The sequence below is a fragment of the Promicromonospora sp. NPDC050880 genome (assembly GCF_044456525.1).
GTDB lineage: Bacteria > Actinomycetota > Actinomycetes > Actinomycetales > Cellulomonadaceae > Promicromonospora.
This window is the reverse complement of the sequence record NZ_JBITFV010000001.1, coordinates 64,925-83,150: the sequence shown is the minus strand read 5'-3', so window position 1 is coordinate 83,150 and position 18,226 is coordinate 64,925. Positions and strand designations below refer to the sequence as shown.

The 18,226-nt window shown below is 73.0% G+C and carries 17 protein-coding genes, 1 tRNA gene and 1 pseudogene; 7 read left to right on the top strand and 12 right to left on the bottom strand.

What is annotated here, in order from left to right:
• Positions 1-170 precede the first annotated feature (170 nt).
• The 5 genes from ACIBBF_RS00455 to ACIBBF_RS00435 all read right to left on the bottom strand — a co-directional run bounded on the left by ACIBBF_RS00455 (position 171) and on the right by ACIBBF_RS00435 (position 5,018).
• On the bottom strand, positions 171-782 hold the full coding sequence (locus ACIBBF_RS00455) for a 50S ribosomal protein L25/general stress protein Ctc (RefSeq protein ID WP_397409358.1): 612 nt from the start codon (positions 780-782) through the stop codon (positions 171-173).
• A 220-nt stretch (positions 783-1,002) separates the two neighbouring features.
• On the bottom strand, positions 1,003-2,208 hold the full coding sequence (locus tag ACIBBF_RS00450; RefSeq protein WP_397409356.1) for a glycosyltransferase: 1,206 nt from the start codon (positions 2,206-2,208) through the stop codon (positions 1,003-1,005).
• 77 nt (positions 2,209-2,285) lie between these two features.
• On the bottom strand, positions 2,286-3,272 hold the full coding sequence (locus ACIBBF_RS00445; protein ID WP_397409354.1) for a ribose-phosphate diphosphokinase: 987 nt from the start codon (positions 3,270-3,272) through the stop codon (positions 2,286-2,288).
• Positions 3,272-4,849, bottom strand: coding sequence for a bifunctional UDP-N-acetylglucosamine diphosphorylase/glucosamine-1-phosphate N-acetyltransferase GlmU (gene glmU, locus ACIBBF_RS00440; RefSeq protein WP_397410651.1), 1,578 nt, complete (start codon positions 4,847-4,849; stop codon positions 3,272-3,274). The genes ACIBBF_RS00445 and glmU overlap by 1 nt, the downstream gene beginning before the upstream one ends.
• A gap of 97 nt (positions 4,850-4,946) precedes the next feature.
• Positions 4,947-5,018: transfer RNA gene (locus tag ACIBBF_RS00435), tRNA-Gln, on the bottom strand.
• 189 nt (positions 5,019-5,207) lie between these two features.
• Between ACIBBF_RS00435 and ACIBBF_RS00430 the strand changes: the two genes are divergently transcribed.
• On the top strand, positions 5,208-5,810 hold the full coding sequence (locus ACIBBF_RS00430; RefSeq protein ID WP_397409352.1) for a TetR/AcrR family transcriptional regulator: 603 nt from the start codon (positions 5,208-5,210) through the stop codon (positions 5,808-5,810).
• A 796-nt stretch (positions 5,811-6,606) separates the two neighbouring features.
• Here the strand turns inward: ACIBBF_RS00430 and ACIBBF_RS00425 are convergent.
• Positions 6,607-7,650, bottom strand: coding sequence for a maleylacetate reductase (locus ACIBBF_RS00425; protein ID WP_397409350.1), 1,044 nt, complete (start codon positions 7,648-7,650; stop codon positions 6,607-6,609).
• A gap of 89 nt (positions 7,651-7,739) precedes the next feature.
• On the opposite strand from ACIBBF_RS00425, the gene ACIBBF_RS00420 reads away from it, so the two are divergent.
• Positions 7,740-8,243, top strand: a complete 504-nt coding sequence (locus ACIBBF_RS00420; RefSeq protein WP_397409348.1) for a MarR family winged helix-turn-helix transcriptional regulator — start codon at positions 7,740-7,742, stop codon at positions 8,241-8,243.
• 9 nt (positions 8,244-8,252) lie between these two features.
• On the opposite strand, the gene ACIBBF_RS00415 is transcribed toward ACIBBF_RS00420, so the two are convergent.
• Positions 8,253-8,693: a hypothetical protein gene (locus ACIBBF_RS00415; RefSeq protein ID WP_397409346.1), complete on the bottom strand. Its 441-nt coding sequence runs from the start codon at positions 8,691-8,693 to the stop codon at positions 8,253-8,255.
• A 161-nt stretch (positions 8,694-8,854) separates the two neighbouring features.
• On the opposite strand from ACIBBF_RS00415, the gene ACIBBF_RS00410 reads away from it, so the two are divergent.
• Positions 8,855-10,078 carry a CynX/NimT family MFS transporter gene (locus tag ACIBBF_RS00410; RefSeq protein ID WP_397409344.1) on the top strand — a complete coding sequence of 408 codons (1,224 nt, stop codon included), beginning with the start codon at positions 8,855-8,857 and terminating at the stop codon, positions 10,076-10,078.
• A gap of 56 nt (positions 10,079-10,134) precedes the next feature.
• On the top strand, positions 10,135-11,442 hold the full coding sequence (gene lat / locus ACIBBF_RS00405) for an L-lysine 6-transaminase (protein ID WP_397409342.1): 1,308 nt from the start codon (positions 10,135-10,137) through the stop codon (positions 11,440-11,442).
• Positions 11,443-11,514: 72 nt separating this feature from the next.
• Here the strand turns inward: lat and ACIBBF_RS00400 are convergent, their stop codons facing one another.
• Together ACIBBF_RS00400 and ACIBBF_RS00395 are read right to left on the bottom strand one after the other, a co-directional pair.
• A complete protein-coding gene (locus tag ACIBBF_RS00400) occupies positions 11,515-12,198 on the bottom strand; it encodes a hypothetical protein (RefSeq protein WP_397409340.1) in 684 nt (227 codons plus the stop codon).
• 1 nt (position 12,199) lies between these two features.
• Complete coding sequence (locus ACIBBF_RS00395) at positions 12,200-12,730, bottom strand: peptidoglycan-binding protein (protein WP_397409338.1); 531 nt, start codon at positions 12,728-12,730, stop codon at positions 12,200-12,202.
• 209 nt (positions 12,731-12,939) lie between these two features.
• Between ACIBBF_RS00395 and ACIBBF_RS00390 the strand changes: the two genes are divergently transcribed.
• Entirely contained in the window at positions 12,940-13,866 is a 927-nt protein-coding gene (locus ACIBBF_RS00390) for an LD-carboxypeptidase (protein ID WP_397409336.1), read from the top strand.
• A gap of 3 nt (positions 13,867-13,869) precedes the next feature.
• Here ACIBBF_RS00390 and ACIBBF_RS00385 read toward each other — a convergent pair whose 3' ends face one another.
• The 3 genes and pseudogenes from ACIBBF_RS00385 to ACIBBF_RS00375 form a co-directional block, all read right to left on the bottom strand.
• Positions 13,870-14,346: an Lrp/AsnC family transcriptional regulator gene (locus tag ACIBBF_RS00385; protein ID WP_397409334.1), complete on the bottom strand. Its 477-nt coding sequence runs from the start codon at positions 14,344-14,346 to the stop codon at positions 13,870-13,872.
• Positions 14,343-15,746: an ABC-F family ATP-binding cassette domain-containing protein gene (locus ACIBBF_RS00380; protein ID WP_397410649.1), complete on the bottom strand. Its 1,404-nt coding sequence runs from the start codon at positions 15,744-15,746 to the stop codon at positions 14,343-14,345. The genes ACIBBF_RS00385 and ACIBBF_RS00380 overlap by 4 nt, the downstream gene beginning before the upstream one ends.
• Positions 15,740-16,208, bottom strand: a pseudogene (locus ACIBBF_RS00375) (ATP-binding cassette domain-containing protein); the annotation flags it as partial. The gene ACIBBF_RS00380 and the pseudogene ACIBBF_RS00375, both read right to left, overlap by 7 nt.
• Positions 16,209-16,300: 92 nt before the next feature.
• Between ACIBBF_RS00375 and ACIBBF_RS00370 the strand changes: the two are divergent.
• Both ACIBBF_RS00370 and ACIBBF_RS00365 read left to right on the top strand, forming a co-directional pair.
• Positions 16,301-17,287 carry an acetylxylan esterase gene (locus ACIBBF_RS00370; RefSeq protein ID WP_397409332.1) on the top strand — a complete coding sequence of 329 codons (987 nt, stop codon included), beginning with the start codon at positions 16,301-16,303 and terminating at the stop codon, positions 17,285-17,287.
• Between the two features lie 83 nt (positions 17,288-17,370).
• Positions 17,371-18,180: an acetylxylan esterase gene (locus ACIBBF_RS00365; protein ID WP_397409330.1), complete on the top strand. Its 810-nt coding sequence runs from the start codon at positions 17,371-17,373 to the stop codon at positions 18,178-18,180.
• Positions 18,181-18,226 lie beyond the last annotated feature (46 nt).

The following is an 18,226-nucleotide window of genomic DNA, read 5'->3' as shown; positions in this document are numbered from 1 at the left end:
TCTCGGCAGCCGGGGCATCCCGGCGGCGACGCGCGCCGCGGCGGGAACGAGCCGGGCCGAGGCAGAACCCGCGCCGCGCACGATCATCTCGCGCGCAGGCCCGGAGGTTCTACCTCGGCCCGGTACGTCCCGGCACGCGGCCGGGGCTGGTGCTGCCTGGCGGGAGGGGCTCAGCCCTCGGCGGGCGCCTCGGCGGCGGACTCGGCGGAGTCGGCCGACTCCTCCTCGTCCGCGCTGGCCTCGCCGCGCGGCTCGGTGATCAGCACGACGGCGTGCTCCGGGTCGGTGAGCAGCGTGACGCCGGACGGCAGGGTGACCTCGCCCGCGTGCACCTGGGCACCGGCCTCGAGGCCCTCGATGGAGACGTCGACGGACTCCGGCAGGTGCGTGGCCTCGGCCTCGACCGACAGGGTCTGCGCCTCGACCAGGTGGATGGTGCCCGGGGCCGACTCGCCCACGATGTTGACGGTCACGTCGACGGTGATCTTCTCGCCCGCGCGCACGACCTGGAGGTCGATGTGCTCGATGACGTTGCGGACCGGGTCGCGCTGGATGTCCTTGGCGACGGCCAGCTGGCCCTTGGCGCCGTCGAGCTCGATGGAGAGCAGCACGTTGGTCTGGCGCAGCGCGAGCATCGACTCGTGGCCGGGCAGCGTCACGTGCACGGGGTCGGTGCCGTGCCCGTACAGGACGGCGGGGATCTTGTTGTCGCGGCGGATGCGGCGGGCCGCACCCTTGCCGAACTCGGTACGGGCCTCGGCGGCGAGCTTGATCTCGGCCATGGGAACTCACTCCTGAAAGGTCTGGTGTGCAACTCGAAGATGGCGGCTGCGTCGGCGCGGGACACGTGACGGGCGCGGAGCTGGCACGCGGGGCGAGGTACTGGAGGGGTACTCCGCCCGGGCCACCGACGGCCGCCCAGTCGATCACGGACGCCGGCCGAGTGCTTGCGGGATCAGGTCCCGTCGCGGCCGTCAGGCGTCCCTCGCCGAGGCAACCTGACTACTGTACCCGCTCGTCGGCCCGCTCCGCACCGACGGGCGGTGTGACGCCGATCGTCGGCTGCGTACGGCGGGGCTTGTAGACCACCTGGACGTGGAACACGAACCGGAGCAGGAACGCCACCACGATCGTCAGGGCCTGGACGAGCACCGGCCACAGGCCCGTGACCTCGACGAGCCACCAGAGCACCGGCAGGCGGACGGCCGCCTCCGTGCCGTTGAACGCGAACGAGTGGGCGAACCGCGACCAGGCGCCGCGCCCCTCGTTGCGCAGGTCGCGGAACACAAAGCGCTCCTGCAGCAGGAAGTTGGTCACGATGGTGACGACCGCGGAGATGACCGCCGCCTCCACGTAGTGCGCGCCCAGGGCGGTGAGGCCCCACAGGATGAGCACGTTGAGCACGGCGCCGAAGCCGCCGATGATGGCGAACCGTGACATCCGCCCGAACCGCAGCGCCGCGAGCTGCTCCAGGTAGCGCAGCCCGTTCTTGAACGTGGCCTTGGAGTGCCCGGCGTACCGCTCGCCGAAGACGAACGGCTCCTCGCCCACGGCGAGCCGGTTGCGGGCGAGGATCTCCAGCAGGATCTTGAAGCCGCGCGGGCGCAGCGCGTCCAGGTCCAGCCGGTCCACCCGAGCGGCGAAGAATCCCGTCAGGGGGTCGGTCACGTTGCGCAGCCGCGTCGGGAACATGGACCGCGCCAGCAGCGCGGAGGCGATCGAGACGCCGTGCCGCCACCAGCCGTCCAGACCGCCGGCGTCGCCGTCGCCGGTGTACCGGGAGGCCACGACGATGTCGAGGCCGGCCTCCTGCCCGCGCATGACCAGCGCGGGCACGAGCTCCGGCGGGTGCTGCAGGTCGCCGTCCATCACGACGGCCCACTCCGTGGTCACGGTGCGCAGGCCGGCCACGACGGCGCCGCTCAGCCCGCCCTGCGCCTCCTCCCGGTGCAGCAGCCGCACCGGGACGGGCGCCGTCGCGGCGACCTCGCGGATCCGGTCGGGGGTGTCGTCCGTGGAGTCGTCGACGAAGAGGATCTCCGCCAGGTCGGGAGCCCCCACGGGAGCCGGGCCGCCCTCGGGTCCGTGCACGCCGCCGTGGTCGCGGCCGTCGTCGGGCAGCACGCCGAACGCGGCGCAGAGCCGCTCGGTGAGCGCGCGGACGTTGGGCCCCTCGTTGAACGTCGGGACCACGACGGTGACGGTCACTGACCCTCCCCCATAGATGTCAAGACACGGTCCTGCATCGACCGCGTCTCAGTCAAGTGCCCGTCCGGCGTCGCAGGTCAGGAGTTGCCGTCGAACAGCGAGGTCACGGACCCGTCGGAGTGCACCTCGTTGATCGCGGACGCCAGCAGCGGCGCGATGGAGAGCACCTTGAGCGTCTCGAACCGGCGGTCGTCCTCGATCGGCAGGGTGTCGGTGACGACGACCTCGCGGGCCCCGCACTCGGTCAGCCGCTGGGCGGCGGGACCGGACAGCACGCCGTGCGTGGCCGCGACCGTCACGGACTTGGCGCCCGCGGCCATGATCACCTTGACGGCCTCGGCGATGGTGCCGCCTGTGTCGATGAGGTCGTCCACGAGCACGCAGTCCTTGCCCTGGACGTCGCCGACGACGCGGTTGGCCACGGACTGGTTGGGGCGCGTGACGTCGCGGGTCTTGTGCACGAAGGCCAGCGGGCCGCCGCCCAGCTTGGACGCCCAGATCTCGGCGACGCGGATGCGGCCGGCGTCCGGCGAGACCACGGTGACGTTGTCGACGTCCACGCGCGTGCGGACGTAGTCGACGAGGATCGGCATGGCCCACAGGTGGTCCACGGGGCCGTCGAAGAAGCCCTGGATCTGCGCGGTGTGCAAGTCGACGCTCATGAGCCGGTCGGCGCCCGCGGTCTTGAACAGGTCGGCGACGAGGCGGGCCGAGATCGGCTCGCGGCCGCGGCTCTTCTTGTCCTGGCGCGCGTACCCGAAGAACGGCGCCACGACGGTCACGGAGTGCGCCGAGGCCCGCTTGGCGGCGTCGACCATGAGCAGCTGCTCCATGATCCACTGGTTGACGGGCATCGTGTGCGACTGCAGCAGGAACAGGTCCATACCGCGCACGGACTCGCTGAACCGCACGTAGGTCTCGCTGTTGGCGAAGTCGTACGCCGACACGCCGAGCAGGTCGATGCCCAGCTCCTTCGCGACGTTCTTGGCCAGCTCGGGGTGTGCCCGCCCGGCGGCGAGGACGAGCGGGTGACGGTTCGGGCCGGGTGCGGCAGTGCTGGACATCAGTGGGTCTTTCCTTCCTTGTCGGCCCCTCCTGCAGGGACCTGGTCGGCCTCGGCCTGAGCGGCCGCTGCCTGCGGGGCCACGGGAGCCCCGGCTGCATTGTGCTCGGCGAGCTGACGCTGCGCCTGGTCACCGAGGCCGGGCGTGGTCCCGGACGCCGCCGCGGCGGCGTCCGCCGCGGGGGTCCCGGGCCGGCGGCGAGCGACCCAGCCCTCGATGTTCCGCTGCTGCCCGGCGGTGACGCCGAGGGCACCCGCGGGCACGTCGCGCCGGATCACGGACCCGGCGGCGGTGTACGCGCCGTCGCCCACGGACACCGGCGCGACGAACATGTTGTCCGCGCCCGTGCGGGCGTGCGAGCCGATCACCGTGCGGTGCTTGTGGACGCCGTCGTAGTTGACCGTCACGGACGCCGCACCGATGTTGCTGTGCTCGCCGATCGTCGCGTCGCCCACGTAGGAGAGGTGCGGCACCTTGCTGCCTTCACCGATCTCGGCGTTCTTGGTCTCGACGAACGTGCCGATCTTGCCCTTGCGACCCAGGGTCGTGCCCGGCCGCAGGTAGGCGAAGGGCCCGACGGACGCGCCCTCGCCGATCACGGCGAGCGAGCCGTGCGTCCGGACCACCGTCGCGCCGACCCCGACCTCGACGTCGGTCAGCGTGGTGTCCGGACCGATCGTGGCACCGGTCGCCACCACGGTGGCGCCCTTGAGCTGCGTGTTCGGCAGGAGCGTGACGTCGGGGGCGAGCTCGACGTCGACGTCGATCCACGTGGTGGCCGGGTCCTGGACCGTGACGCCCGCGCGCTGCCACTCCTCGACGACGCGGCGGTTCATCTCGCGTGCCAGCACCGACAGGGCGACGCGGTCGTTGACGCCCTCGACCAGCATCGGGTCGTCGGCGAGCAGCGCCCGCACGTGCAGGCCCTCGGCGCGGGCGAACGCGACGACGTCGGTCAGGTAGACCTCGCCCTGCGCGTTCTTGCTGTCCAGCCCGCCGAGGCCGCGGCGCAGCGTGGCGGCGTCGAACACGTAGACCGAGGAGTTGATCTCGCGGATCTCGAGCTGGTCCGCCGTGGCGTCCTTGTGCTCCACGATCTCCAGCACGTCGCCGGTGTCCTTCTCGCGGACGATCCGGCCGTAGCCCGTCGCGTCGTCGACCTCGGTGGTGAGGATCGTGACGGCGTTGCCGTCGGCGTGGTGGGCGGCCAGGAGCTGGCCGAGCGTGGCGCCGTCGAGCAGCGGCACGTCGCCCGCGACGACCACCACGGAGCCGTCGACGCCGTCGCCCACGACCTCGCCGTCGGCGAGCCCCGCCGCCGCGGCCGCTGCCTGGGCCTTGGCGTCGAGCGCCGCCAGGGCGCACTGCACCGCGCGGCCCGTACCGGGCACGTCGTCCTGGTCCACCAGGATCGCGGCGGGGTCCAGCTGCCCCACGGCCTCGGCGACCAGCTCGCGCTCGTGCCGGATCACCACGGCGACCTGACCCGGGTCCAGCTCACGAGCCGCGGCCAGAGCGTGCCCCACCATCGGCTTGCCGCCGAGGGGGTGCAGGATCTTCGGCAACGCGGACTTCATGCGGGTGCCCTGACCGGCGGCGAGGACGATCACTGCTGCCGGCTGAGGTGTCTCGGTCACGGGTGCTCCGATCGGTGGGTTCGTCAGATCCGGACGGCTCCGCCCCCAGGATTCGAACCTGGACTAAAGGCACCAAAAACCTCTGTGCTGCCGATTACACCAAGGCGGACCGGGCGCGCGCGAGGCTCCGTCGTGCCCCGAAGCGGGCGGGTGCCACCGTCGCACGTCCGTGAACAGTCTGCCAGGTCCACGGGTGTGCCCCATGCCGTACCACCGGATCACCACCGGATCCGCCGACGTGCCGTCAGGCACAATGAACCCCATGGCCGCCGAGAACCGACGTACCCACCGACCTCGCATGACGGCCAGTCAGCGCCGCGAGCAGCTCCTTGCCGTCAGTCGCGGGCTGTTCGCCGAGAAGGGCTTCGAGGGCGCGAGCGTGGAGGAGATCGCGGTGCGCGCCGAGGTGTCCAAGCCGGTCGTGTACGAGCACTTCGGCGGCAAGGAGGGCATCTACGCCGTGGTGGTCGACCGCGAGGTGCAGGCGCTCACGACGGCCCTGACCGTCGCCCTCGGCTCGGGCGGCCACCCCAAGGTGCTGCTGGAGCGCACGGCGCTCGCCCTGCTGGACTACATCGAGTCCTCCGAGGACGGCTTCCGCATCCTGGTGCGCGACTCCCCCGTGGCGCAGGCGACCGGCACGTTCTCCAGCCTGATCGGTGACGTCGCCACGCAGGTCGAGGCGATCCTCGAACCCCAGTTCCGCGCGAACGGCCTGGAGACCAAGGCGGCGCCGCTCTACGCGCAGATGCTGGTGGGGATGATCGCACTCACGGGCCAGTACTGGCTCGACGCCCGCAGCCCCAAGAAGTCCGAGGTGGCGGCCCACCTGGTGAACCTGGCGTGGAACGGGCTGCACAACATGGAGAAGAAGCCGGCGCTGACCAAGCTGTCGCGCTGATCGGGCACCTCGAACGACACGTTTCCCGAGGAAGCGCTGTCCGGCCGTGCCTGGCGTGCCGCACTGAAGATGCGTCAATAAAAGCGGCAAAATGTCGGCAGGATACCGGTTCGGCCTAACGGTGCGCGCATTCTTGCGCCGACGCAGCAAAGTGTGCGTGCGCGCAATAGAACGAACGCCTCCCACAGAATTGCGTGGGAGGCGTTCGTTCAGCTGGGGATGGTGCTTGCGCCGCCGCTGAGCGCGGCGAGCCGCATACTACCTGCTCAGAGGCCCAGCAGGTCGCGGATCTGCGCCACCGTGATGCCGAGGGAGTCGAGCAGGGTCGCGATGATGTCGACGACGGTCATGGTGCTATTCCTTCCAGAAAACGGGAATCACAGGATGATCACCTGCGAGCGGAACAGTGTTCGCGTTCCATACGCTAAGCACGCGAGACGGACTCTGCAACGGGAATTGGATATTCACCTTTAATGCGCACCAAGTTTCACCCTGTGATATTGGGGTCGGAATCGAGCCACGCAGCGCCACAAACCGGTCATTCTTCTGCCGGCTCAGCGAGGAGCCGTGCGCCTCGGGCGGGCTCTGCTCCCGGGTGAGGTGTCCCCGCGAGGGTGTGTTGCCGGTAGTAGACGTTGTCTACCGAGAGTGTCACGACTGCGCGAGGGGGCATCGGGACGCGTCGTCCTGGTCCGCCGGTCGAGCCGCGCCGGTCTAGCCGCGCCGGCCGAGCCGCGCCGGTCGAGCCGCGCCGGTCGCGTGCGCCGGCCCGGCTCGCACGCGAGCACAGCCACCGTCACCACGCCGCGAGCAGCAGCTCCTCCACGGCCTCCGCCGTCACCGGCTGGGGGTTCGGGTACGGGGCGGCCGCCACCCGCTCGGCCACCTCGCGCAGGACCGTGCGGGGCAGGCCGAGCGCGCCGAGCGTCGTCGGGCCGTCGTGGCGTGCCGCGAGCGCCGCCACCGCGCGGACCGGGTCGCCGCCGGCGACGCGCGTGAGCCGTGTCGTCGCGTCGGGCGCCGCCGCCAGGTCGAACCGCATGACGTGCGCCAGCAGCAGCGCGTGCAGCTCCGCGTGCGGCAGCCCGTAGGTGCCGCCGAGCACGTGCGCGAGCTGGTGGTGGAGCCCCATCCGGGCCTGCGCCAGGCAGGCGCCGGCGAGCCAGGCCGCCTCCTGGAGGCGGGCCCGCGCGTCGACGTCGGACGGGTGGTCGAGCACCACGGGCAGGGCGGTCAGGATGCCGTCCGCGGCCTCGACCCCGTACGCGCGGGTCGCCGCGCTCGCCCGCGTGTCCCACAGCGCCTCGACGGCGTGCGCGAGCGCGTTCAGGGCGGAGGTCAGCGTGAGCCCGTGCGGCATCGACAGCGTGAGCTCCGGGTCGTAGACGACGGTGCCGGGCGCGAGAGCGGGATCACGGCGCGTGGTCTTGACCCCGTCCTCGGTCTCCCCGAGCACGGGTGTGGCCTCCGACCCGGCGTACGTGGTGGGCAGGGCGACCTGGGGCATGCCCGTCCGGATCGCGAGCGCCTTCGAGAGCCCGACGGCGGACCCGCCGCCGATCGCGACCAGCGCGTCCGCGCGCACCTCCCGGGCCAGGGCGAGCGCCTCGGCGGTCACCTCCACCGGGGTGTGCTGGACGGGGCGGCCGAAGGTCGCGGCGTACCGCTCGCCCAGGGCCGTGGCCGTCTCCTGCGCCACCTCGGCCGACGACGGTGCCGCCACCACCAGCACGCGCCGCGCGCCGAGCCGGTCGACCTCGTCCGGCACGAGCCGCCGCGCCCCCGCGCCCTGCAGCACCCGGCCGGCGTACACCTCGTGCACCCTGATGTCTGTTCCCACGGTGCCCGAGCCTACGGTTGATCACGGACCGCGGGCACGGACGTGCCTGTCGAGATTCTTGATATCGAGACATCCGGTAGCCTCTCGCCATGGAGCACACCGGTCCCGCCGACGAGGTCGACCGCATCGTCGCCGCGTGGCGCCACGTGCGCCCTGACCTCGACCTCGAGCCGCTCACGGTGTTCAGCCGGGTCTCGCGGCTGGCCCGGCACCTCGACCTCGCGCGCCGGACGGCGTTCGCCCGGCACAGCCTGGAGACGTGGGAGTTCGACGTGCTCTCGGCGCTGCGCCGCGCCGGCGAGCCCTACCGCCTGTCGCCGGGCACCCTCGTCACGCAGACGCTGGTCACCAGCGGCACCATGACCAACCGGATCGACCGGCTGGAGTCGCGGGGGTTCGTGCAGCGGCACCGCTCCCCCGACGACCGGCGCGGCGTGCTGGTCGAGCTCACCGACGAGGGCCTGGCCCGGGTCGACGCCGCCATGAGCGACCTGCTCGACATCGAGGCCACGGTGCTGACCGCGCTGACCCCGGCGGAGCGCCCGCAGCTCGCGGCCCTGCTGCGCACCGTGACCGCGCAGTTCGACGACTGAGCCGCCGCCTCACCGGCTCCGGCTCACGACCACCTTCTCGCGCCCGAGCTGGTCGGGCAGGAAGAAGAGGTCGTCGGCGTCCGCGACGTACAGCGGCAGGTCGCGCATCCTGACCGGCAGGCCGTCGGCGTCGGTGACCGTGAGCTCGACATGGTCGGCGGCGTTCTTGGCGACGTACTTCCACGTGCCCTCGATCTCGGAGGGCAGGCTGCGGGTGTCGTCGCGCACGGCCTTGTCCAGCACGGCGTCCGGCACGCCGGTCGCCGTGAACGTGCGGTCCTCGCCGAGCGCGACGACCGTCGTGGACCCGGCCGCCGCGTAGGAGCCGACGAACTGCGGCTCCGTGTAGTCGAACTTGCCGATGTCGAGACCGCACCCGGAGAGCAGCCCCGGGAGGACGAGCGCTCCGACAAGTGCTCCCCCGCCCCGGAGGACCTGTCGCTGGTTCATTCGATACCTCAGTTGTTCCGAACCTGGTGACCGGTCGCCCAATCTAGCGGCAAAGCCGCCGGCGCTCCTGGGGAGAAGGCGATGACGAACGCCACACCGCGTGCGGAGGAGATGGACGCCCGAGGCGACGAACCACCCCCGTCCCGCACAATGACAGCATCATGAGCACCAACCGCGCTGCGGCCGGCGGCTCCGCGCTGCTCGTCGCGGTCCTCGTCTTCGCCGTGAACCTGCGCACTCCCATCACGTCCCTGCCACCGGTCCTGGCCGACGTCGCGACCGGGCTCGGCCTGGACCAGACCCTGACCGGCCTGCTCGTCGGCATCCCGGCGCTCTGCTTCAGCGTGGTGGCGCCCGCGGCGTCGGCCCTGATCGCTCGCGTGGGGCCGTATGCGGCGGTGACCGTGGCGCTCCTGGGCGTGATCGCGGGGACCCTGGTGCGCTCGGCGGGGTCGGGCACCGCCGGCGTGGTGGCGGCGTTCGCCGGGACGGTCCTGCTGGGCGCCGCGATCACGGTGGGCAACGTGGTGGTGCCGGTCATCATCGCGCGCGACTTCCCGGCCAGGACGGCGCTGGCGACCGGCCTGTACTCGTCGGTGATGAACCTCGGGTCGGTCTTCGCGACGTCGCTGACCGCACCGTTCGCCGCGCTGCTGGGCTGGCAGGGCGCCGTCGCCTCGTGGACGGCGGTCGCGGTGGTGGCGCTCGTGGTCTGGCTGGTCACGACCCGCGGGGCGACGGGGCGAGCGCCTGCGCGGGGCACGGCGGGACCAGGGCCGGGCCCGGAGCGGCCGGACGAGACGTGGGCAGGTGTGCTGCGGCGCCCGATCACCTGGGTGCTGTCCCTGGCGTTCGCCGGCCAGTCGTTCTCGTACTTCGCGGTCACGGGCTGGCTGCCCGAGCTGCTCGGCGACCTGCTGGACCTCTCGGTGACGACGGCGGGCAACGCCGCGGCGCCGTTCCAGGGGCTCGCGATCGCGGGCAGCGTGCTCGTCCCGCTGGCGCTGGCCGCCCGCGTCCCGATGCGGTGGGCCGCGGTCGCGATGGGCCTCCTGTGGGTCGCGCTCCCGGTGGGCCTGCTGCTGGCGCCCGAGTGGTGGCTGGTGTGGGTGAGCCTCGCGGGGGCCGCCCAGGGCGGGAACTTCGTGGTGATCTTCACGCTCGTGGCGCAGCGGTGCCGCACGGTGGCGCAGACGCGCCGGACGGTGGCGGCCGTCCAGGCGTTCGGCTACGCCGTCGCTGCCACGGCACCCGCGGTGATCGGCGCGGTGCACGCGGCGTCGGGCGGCTGGACGGCGGCGCTCCTGGTCATGCTCGGTTCGACGCTGACCCTGGCGACGGCGGAGCTCGTCGCCACGAGGCGGCCGAGGCACCCGCGACCGTAACAGGAACTTTTCCATAGTCGTTGAATCTTGGCAGGATCATTGCCTACCTTGCCGCTATGACGACATCTCTTGAGCCCACCGCAGTGCTCCCCACCCTCCGCGAGCACCTCCTGGTCGACGGCTTCGACCTCGTCCTCGACCTCACCCGGTCGCAGGGCTCCACGCTCGTCGACGCGCGGGACGGTCGCGAGTGGCTCGACCTGTTCACCTTCTTCGCCTCCTCGCCGCTCGGCATGAACCACCCGGCCCTGGCCGACGACGCGGCGTTCCGCGAGGAGCTCGCCACCGCCGCGATCAACAAGCCGTCCAACTCCGACATCTACACCGTCGAGATGGCCCGGTTCGCCGACACCTTCGCACGCGTGCTCGGCGACCCCGCGCTGCCGCACCTGTTCTTCATCGACGGCGGCGCCCTGGCGGTCGAGAACGCGCTCAAGGTCGCGTTCGACTGGAAGTCCCGCCACAACGAGGCGAACGGCCGCTCCCCCGAGCTGGGCACCCAGGTGATGCACCTGGAGCACGCGTTCCACGGCCGGTCCGGGTACACGATGTCGCTCACCAACACGGAACCGGGCAAGGTCGCCCGGTTCCCCAAGTTCGGCTGGCCGCGCATCCCCTCCCCGTACATCGCCGAGGGCCGGGACATGGACGCGGCGGAGGCGGAGGCGCTCGGCGCCGCCCGCGCGGCGTTCGAGGCGAACCCGCACGACATCGCGGCCTTCATCATGGAGCCCGTCCAGGGCGAGGGCGGCGACAACCACTTCCGCCCCTCGTTCCTCCAGGGGATGCAGGCGCTCTGCCGGGAGTTCGACGCCCTGTTCATCCTGGACGAGGTGCAGACGGGCGCCGGGATCACCGGCACGCCCTGGGCGTACCAGCAGCTCGGCGTCACGCCCGACGTCGTCGCGTTCGGCAAGAAGACGCAGGTCTGCGGCGTCATGGCCGGCGGCCGGGTGGACGAGGTGCCGGACAACGTGTTCGCTGTCTCCTCCCGCATCAACTCCACCTGGGGCGGCAACCTGACCGACATGGTGCGCTCCCGCCGCATCCTGGAGACCTACGAGGCCGAGGGCCTGGTCGACCGGGCCCGCACCATGGGCAAGCAGCTCCAGGACGCGCTCACGGAGCTGGCCGCGCGGCACGACGGCGTGACCGACGTCCGCGGCCGTGGCCTGATGTGCGCGCTGACGCTCCCGTCCCGCGAGGTCCGTGACGCGGTGCTGGCCGCGGTCACCGAGCGGAACGTGCTGCTGCTGGGCTGCGGCGAGCGGTCGGTCCGCTTCCGCCCCGCCCTGACGGTCACGGCGGAGGCCCTGGAGGCCGGCGTCCGCGCCCTGGACGAGGCCCTCGCGGCCACCCTCTGAGACTCCCGCGCCGGCCGGCGCCGCACGTGTCGGACGCTCAGGTCACCCCGGTGGCCTGGACGTCCGACCGCGTCACTCGTCGTCGGCGGCCACGCTGTCGGCGATGCGGACCAGCTCCGCCACCGTCGGTCCCGAGCTCCCCTCGGGAGTCCGCCCGAGGGTGGCGAGCAGCAGGTACGAACCGGCGTCGTCGGTCCACTCCACGCGCACCGGGCCGAAGCCGTTGTTGTCCACGCGGGTGACCCGGGCGTCCCGGTTCGACTCCGCCAGCTCCGCCCACTCCACCGTCACCGTGTCGCCGGACAGCTCGTCCGCGAGCTCCGTGGAGCCCGGGTAGGCCACGTACACGATGGCCGACGCCGGGTGGTAGGCCCCGGCGCGGACGTCGTCCTCGGGCCAGGCCGGGCCCGGCCCGCCGTCCAGGGTCTCCGCGTTCTCGTCGCCGTCCAGCGGGTACGTGATCCAGGTACCGAGGTGGTCCTCCGCCGTCGTCCGGCCGATTCGTGCCGAGATGTCGGCGGGGCACTCGGCCACGGCGCGCCGGACGTCCTCGGGCACCCAGTGCGGCTGGCGCAGGTCCTCGGCGCAGGTGCCGGCGGTGAGCTCGGTCGCGTCGGCAGGCTCGACGACCGGCTCCTCCTCTCCCGCGCCCAGCACGAGCGTGACCACCACGATGATGATCGCGCCGAGCAGCGTCACCGCCCCGCCGAGCAGCCACTCCGGGCGGATCCTGGGCTCCTCGATCGTGGTGACCACGTCAGCCCCCGCACTCGATCTCGGTCACGGCGTCGCGCGAGAGGGCGATCACCGTCTTCGAGGAGACGGGGCTCAGGGCCACGCCCTGCGGCACCCAGGAGCCCCAGTCGCAGTCGTTCTCCGCGAAGTAGGTCTCGCGGGCGCCGCCCGGCGCCCAGTACCGCACACGGTGGTCGGGTCCCTGGCACTCGAACTCCGGGTCGCACACGGAGACCAGCAGCGCCCGCATGGTGACCCAGGTGCTCTCGTCGACGCAGCCGGTCACGGGCAGGCCGTTGTAGGCCTGGAACGCCTCGGCCGCCACCTCCGACTCCGCGTCCCACGACCCGTCCACGGGCTCGAGCCCGGTGCCTGCCCACAGCACGTTCTGGGCCGCGACCACCGCGCCGCCCTCGGTCGCGCCGCACTCGCCGACCGGGTCGTTGGACACCCACATCGCGCTCGAGTGCATCGCCTGCACCACGGCGGCCACCAGCAGGGCCGCGACCACGGTGCCGCCGCCCGCCTGCAGCCAGGTCCGGGTGCTGGGCATGTCCTCGGCGCTCCTTCGTCCGCTCGCCCGGAGTTCGGGCCAGCGCGAGCGTAACAATCCGCCCTTAAAAGACGGAAGCGACGCACCGGACATGGTCCCGAGGGTGCGCGGCTCGGACGGCGCGCGTCGATTTCACATGGGGCCAATCTGTCGCGGGCGAAAGGCCAGAGAACCCCTCCGAGCGTTCACAGGCAGGTAGTGTCGGCCGCATGCTCCGGCCCCTGATGAGCCCGCCGCGGCTGCAGCCCGGCGACACCGTCGCCGTGGTCGCCCCGTCGGGTCCGGTGCCGGCCGACCGGCTCGGTGCCGGCGTCGGCCACCTGCGGGCCTGGGGCCTGGACGTGCAGGTGATGCCGCACGTCCGGGACACGCACCCGGTCCACGGGTACCTGGCCGGGGACGACGCCGCACGCGCCGCGGACTTCCAGGAGGCGTGGCTCGACCCCGACGTCCGCGCCGTCCTCGCCCTGCGCGGCGGCTACGGCGCGACCCGGATGGTCGACCTGGTGGACTGGGACGCCCTGGCCGCCACCGACCCCAAGGTGCTCGTCGGGTACAGCGACTGCACGGTGCTGCACCAGGCCGTGGCCCTGCACCTGGGCGTCGTGTCGTTGCACGGCCCGATGCCGGGCACCGCGTCGTTCCTCGCGTCGGAGTCCGCCCGCGAGCACCTGCGGCAGACGCTGTTCGAGCCCGACGGCGCCCAGAAGCTGACCGGCCCCCGCGCCCGCACCCTCGTGGGCGGCACGGCGCGCGGCGTCACGACCGGCGGCTGCGTCTCGCTGCTGACCACGTCGGTGGGGGTCGGCACCACGCCGCCGTCCGCGGCGGGCGGCATCGTGCTGCTGGAGGACGTCGACGAGCGGGCCTACCGCATCGACTCGTTCCTCACGCACCTGCTGCGCGCGGGCTGGTTCGACGGTGCGCTGGGCGTCGTGCTGGGCTCGTGGCAGGACTGCGAGCCGGTGGAGCCGGTGATCCTGGACCTGCTCGGCCCCCTCGGTATCCCGGTCCTCGGCGAGCTCGGGTTCGGCCACGGACCGGACCCGGTCACCGTGCCGCTCGGCGTCGTGGCCGAGCTGGACGCCGACGCCGGGACCCTGACCCTCGGCCAGCCGGCGCTCGGCCCGCGCTGAGGGCTACCGCGTGGCGCCGGGCTCCGTCGTCTGCCCCTCGAAGTACGTCTGGAGCACCACGGTGGTGCGGGTGGAGACCTTGGCCGTGCGGCGGATCCGCCCGAGCAGCTCCTCCAGCGCGCGGGGGGAGGCGACCCGCACCGTGAGCAGGTAGTTCGCGTTGCCGGCCACGGAGTAGCAGGACTCGATCCCGGGCATGCCGCGCAGCCGCTCGGGCGCGTCGTCCTCCTGCGCCTGGTCCAGGGGCGTGATCTCCACGAACGCGGACAGCGGCAGACCGACCGCCTCCGGGTTCACCACCGCCCGGTAGCCCGTGATGACGCCGCGCGCCTCCAGCTTGCGGACCCGCACCTGCACCGCCGACAGGGACAGGCCCGAGATCTCGGACAGCACCGCGAGCGTGGTCCGGCCGTCGTTGCGCAGTGCGTCGACGAGTGCTCGGTCGATCCCGTCGAGCGGTGTCAGATCGTTGTCCGTCATCCCGCCACCTCCGCCGCTTCGAGCCAGGCCGACTCGAGCTCGTCGCGCTCGTCCGCGAGGTCGCGGAGCTCCGCGTCGAGCCGGGCGACGGCCTGGTAGTCCGTGGCCTGCTGCGCGATCGTCTCGTGCAGCTCGGCCTCCTTCTCCGCAATCTTCGCAAGCCGCCGCTCGATGCGGGAGACCTCCTTCTTGGCGGCGCGGATGTCGCGCTGCGAGACCTCCCCGCCCGCGGGGGCGCCCGACGTCGTGCCGCCGCCCGGAGCCGTGCCGCCCGGGGCCGCCGCACCAGAGCCGGTCGCGGACGGGGCGGTGCCCCCGGCCCGCGCCGCGGCCCGCAGCCGCAGGTACTCCTCGACGCCCCCGGGCAGGTCACGGATCGTCCCGTCACCGAGCAGCGCGACCTGCCGGTCGGCGACCCGCTCCAGCAGGTACCGGTCGTGCGACACCACGATCAGCGTGCCCGGCCAGCCGTCCAGCAGGTCCTCGACGGCGGCCAGGGTGTCGGTGTCGAGGTCGTTGGTGGGCTCGTCCAGCAGCAGCACGTTGGGCTCGGAGACGAGCAGCCGCAGGAGCTGCAGCCGCCGCCGCTCGCCGCCGGACAGGTCCCGCACGGGCGTGTACGCGCGCTCGCGCGTGAACCCGAGCCGCTCCGTGAGCTGCGCCGCGGTGAGCTCCTTGCCGTCCACGACGACCCGGCCCTTCTCCTGCTCGATCACCTCCACGGCCGTCAGCCGCCCCACCTCGTCCAGCTCGGTGACGTCCTGCGACAGCTCCCGCACGTGGATGGTCTTGCCGCGCTTCACGCGGCCGGAGTCCGGTTCGCGGCGCCCGGCCAGCAGCGCGAGCAGCGTCGTCTTGCCCGCACCGTTCACGCCGACGACGCCGTACCGGTCGCCGGGCCCGAGCCGCCACGTCACGTCGTCGAACAGCACCTTGGCGTCGGGGGCGTCCGGGCCGGGCACGCGCACGCTGACCGACTCCAGGTCGAGCACGTCCTTGCCCAGGCGGCGCGTCGCCATGCGGGTCAGCTCCATCGAGTCGCGCGGCGGCGGCTCGTCGGCGATGAGCGCCGCGGCGGCGTCGAGCCGGAACTTCGGCTTGGAGGTGCGGGCGGGTGCCCCGCGGCGCAGCCACGCGAGCTCCTTGCGCAGGAGGTTGTCGCGCTTCTCGGCGGCCGCGGCGGCCTGCCGGCCGCGTTCGGCCCGCGCCAGGATGTACGCGGCGTAGCCGCCCTCGTACCCGTCCACCTCGCCCGTGCCGTCACCGCGCACCTCCCACATCCGGGAGCAGACCTCGTCGAGGAACCAGCGGTCGTGCGTCACGACCACGAGCGCACCGTTGGCGCCCGGACGCCCGTACCGCTCGCGCAGGTGGGCCGCCAGCCAGGCGACACCCTCCACGTCGAGGTGGTTGGTGGGCTCGTCGAGCAGGAGCACGTCCGGGTCCTGCACGAGCAGGGCCGCGAGCGCCACCCGCCGGCGCTGCCCGCCCGAGAGCTTCGCGACCGGGGCCTCCCAGGCGAGGTCCGCGAGCAGGCCCTGCTGCACCTCGCGCACCCGCGCGTCCGACGCCCACACGTGCGTCGCCGCGTCGCCGTGCACGACGTCGAGCACCGTCGCGTCGGGGGCGAGGTCGTCGCGCTGGTCGAGCATGCCCAGGGTGGAGCCGCCCACCCGGGTGACCCGTCCGGCGTCGGGCAGGGACGTGGCCGCGAGGATCCGGAGCAGGGTCGACTTGCCTGCCCCGTTGGGTCCGACGACGCCGACGCGGTCGCCGTCGTCGAGGCCGAGGGAGACGCCCTGGAGAAGGGTGCGGGTGCCGATGGTCAGCGCTATGCCGTCTGCGCCGAGAAGATGTGCCACCAGTCAAGGGTAGTCGCGCGCTACGCTCGCCCCGGTCGACGGTGACCTGAGACCCGGCGGCCCGTGACGCGACGACACCGAGGAGTACAGACGTGGCCCAGTTCGACATGCCGCTGCCCGACCTGGAGCGGTACGCCCCCGAGCTCGACGAGCCGGGCGACTTCGACGAGTTCTGGTCGGGGACCCTCGCGGAGGCCAGGTCGTTCGGCGGCGCACCGGTGGTGGAGCGGGTCGACGCGGGCCTGACGCAGGTGCTGGTCGACGACGTGACGTTCCCCGGGTTCGGCGGCCACCCCGTCAAGGCGTGGCTGACCCGGCCGGCGCACGCGGAGGGCGACCTGCCGGTGGTGGTGGAGTACCTGGGGTACGGCGGCGGGCGCGGCCTGCCGCACGAGCGCCTGGAGTGGGCCGCCGCGGGCTACGCCCATCTCGTGATGGACACGCGCGGACAGGGTTCGGGGTGGGGCGGGGGCGGTGACACGCCGGACCCGGTGGGCTCGGCCCCCGCGTCGCCGGGCTTCATGACGCGCGGCATCCTGGACCCGCACGAGCACTACTACCGCCGCGTCTTCACGGACGGCGTGCGTGCGGTCGACGCCGTGCGCACGATCCCGGGGATCGATCCCGAGCGGGTGGCCGTGGGCGGCGGGAGCCAGGGCGGCGGCATCACGATCGCGGTCGCGGGGCTGGTACCCGACCTGGTGGCGGCCATGCCGGACGTCCCGTTCCTGTGCCACTACCGCCGCGCGGTGTCGATCACGGACAACTTCCCGTACGGCGAGATCACCAAGTACCTCTCCGTGCACCGGGGCCCGGAGGTGGAGGAGCGGGTGTGGCGCACGTTCTCCTACCTGGACGGCGTCTCGTTCGCCCGCCGCGCGCACGCCGCCGGCCTGTTCTCGGTGGCCCTCATGGACGCGACGTGCCCGCCGTCGACGGTGTACGCGGCGTTCAACGGCTGGGGTGCCCGGCAGGCGGACGTGGACCGGGAGATCGACGTCTACCCCTACAACGACCACGAGGGGGGCGGCGACTACCGGTTCCCCCGCAAGCTGGAGTGGCTGGGCAAGCGGGTCTGACGCGAACCGGGGCGGAACCGAGACCTGGCTGTCACACCCTGGCGGTAGGCTCCCAGCGCACGACCGTCCCCGGAGGTGTTCCCGTGCCCGAGTACGACCTGCCGCCCGTCACGGTGGCGCCGGCAGCCCCGCCTGCCACCGACGAGCCCGAGGGCTTCGACCTGTTCTGGTCCCGGACGCTCGCCGTGCACCGCGACATCGAGGTCGCGCCGGTGCTGGCGCCCGCGTCCACCCGGTCCCGGGGTCTCGTGGCGGAGTCGGTGACCTTCGCCGGCTTCGAGGGCCGCCCCGTGGCGGGCCGGCTCCTCACCCCGGCCGGCGCCGGGGCTCCGCGGCCGGGTGTCGTGGAGCTGCGGCCGGCCGGGTCGGGCGCGGGGCGGGACGGCGAGTGGCCGGCGTCGGGCGGGTTCGTGCACCTCGTCGTCGAGCTGCCGGGCGACGACCTCGACGACCCGTACAATCGGGCCGTGTTCACCGATGCGGTCCGGGCCGTCCAGGCGCTGCGGACCGTCACCAGCGTGGACCCGTCACGGGTGGCCGTGCTCGGTACCGGGCCGGTGGCCGCGGCGGCGGTCGCGGCGGCCGGGCTCCTGCCGGACCTCGCCTGTGCCCTGGTGGAGGGCGACATCCCCGCGGCGCACAAGGACTCCCTGGTCGCCTTCGCGCGCCGGGCCAGCACGCCGCTGCAGCTCACGCAGGGCGCCGGCGCCCAGGTGCTGCTGGAGGAGTGGGGCTTCAACGCGGCGCTGGCGCTGGCCGCGATGACGGGCACCGTCAAGCGCGTGGTCGAGTGCGTCCTGACCACGGAGGAGGACGTGCCGGCTCGCCGCGCCCGATGGATCACGGCACACACGGACCTGACGAACGTCTTCGTGCCCCAGGTCGCGTACTGACGGTCGCGTACTGACGGTCGCCTACTGACGGTCGCCTGCCGGGGAT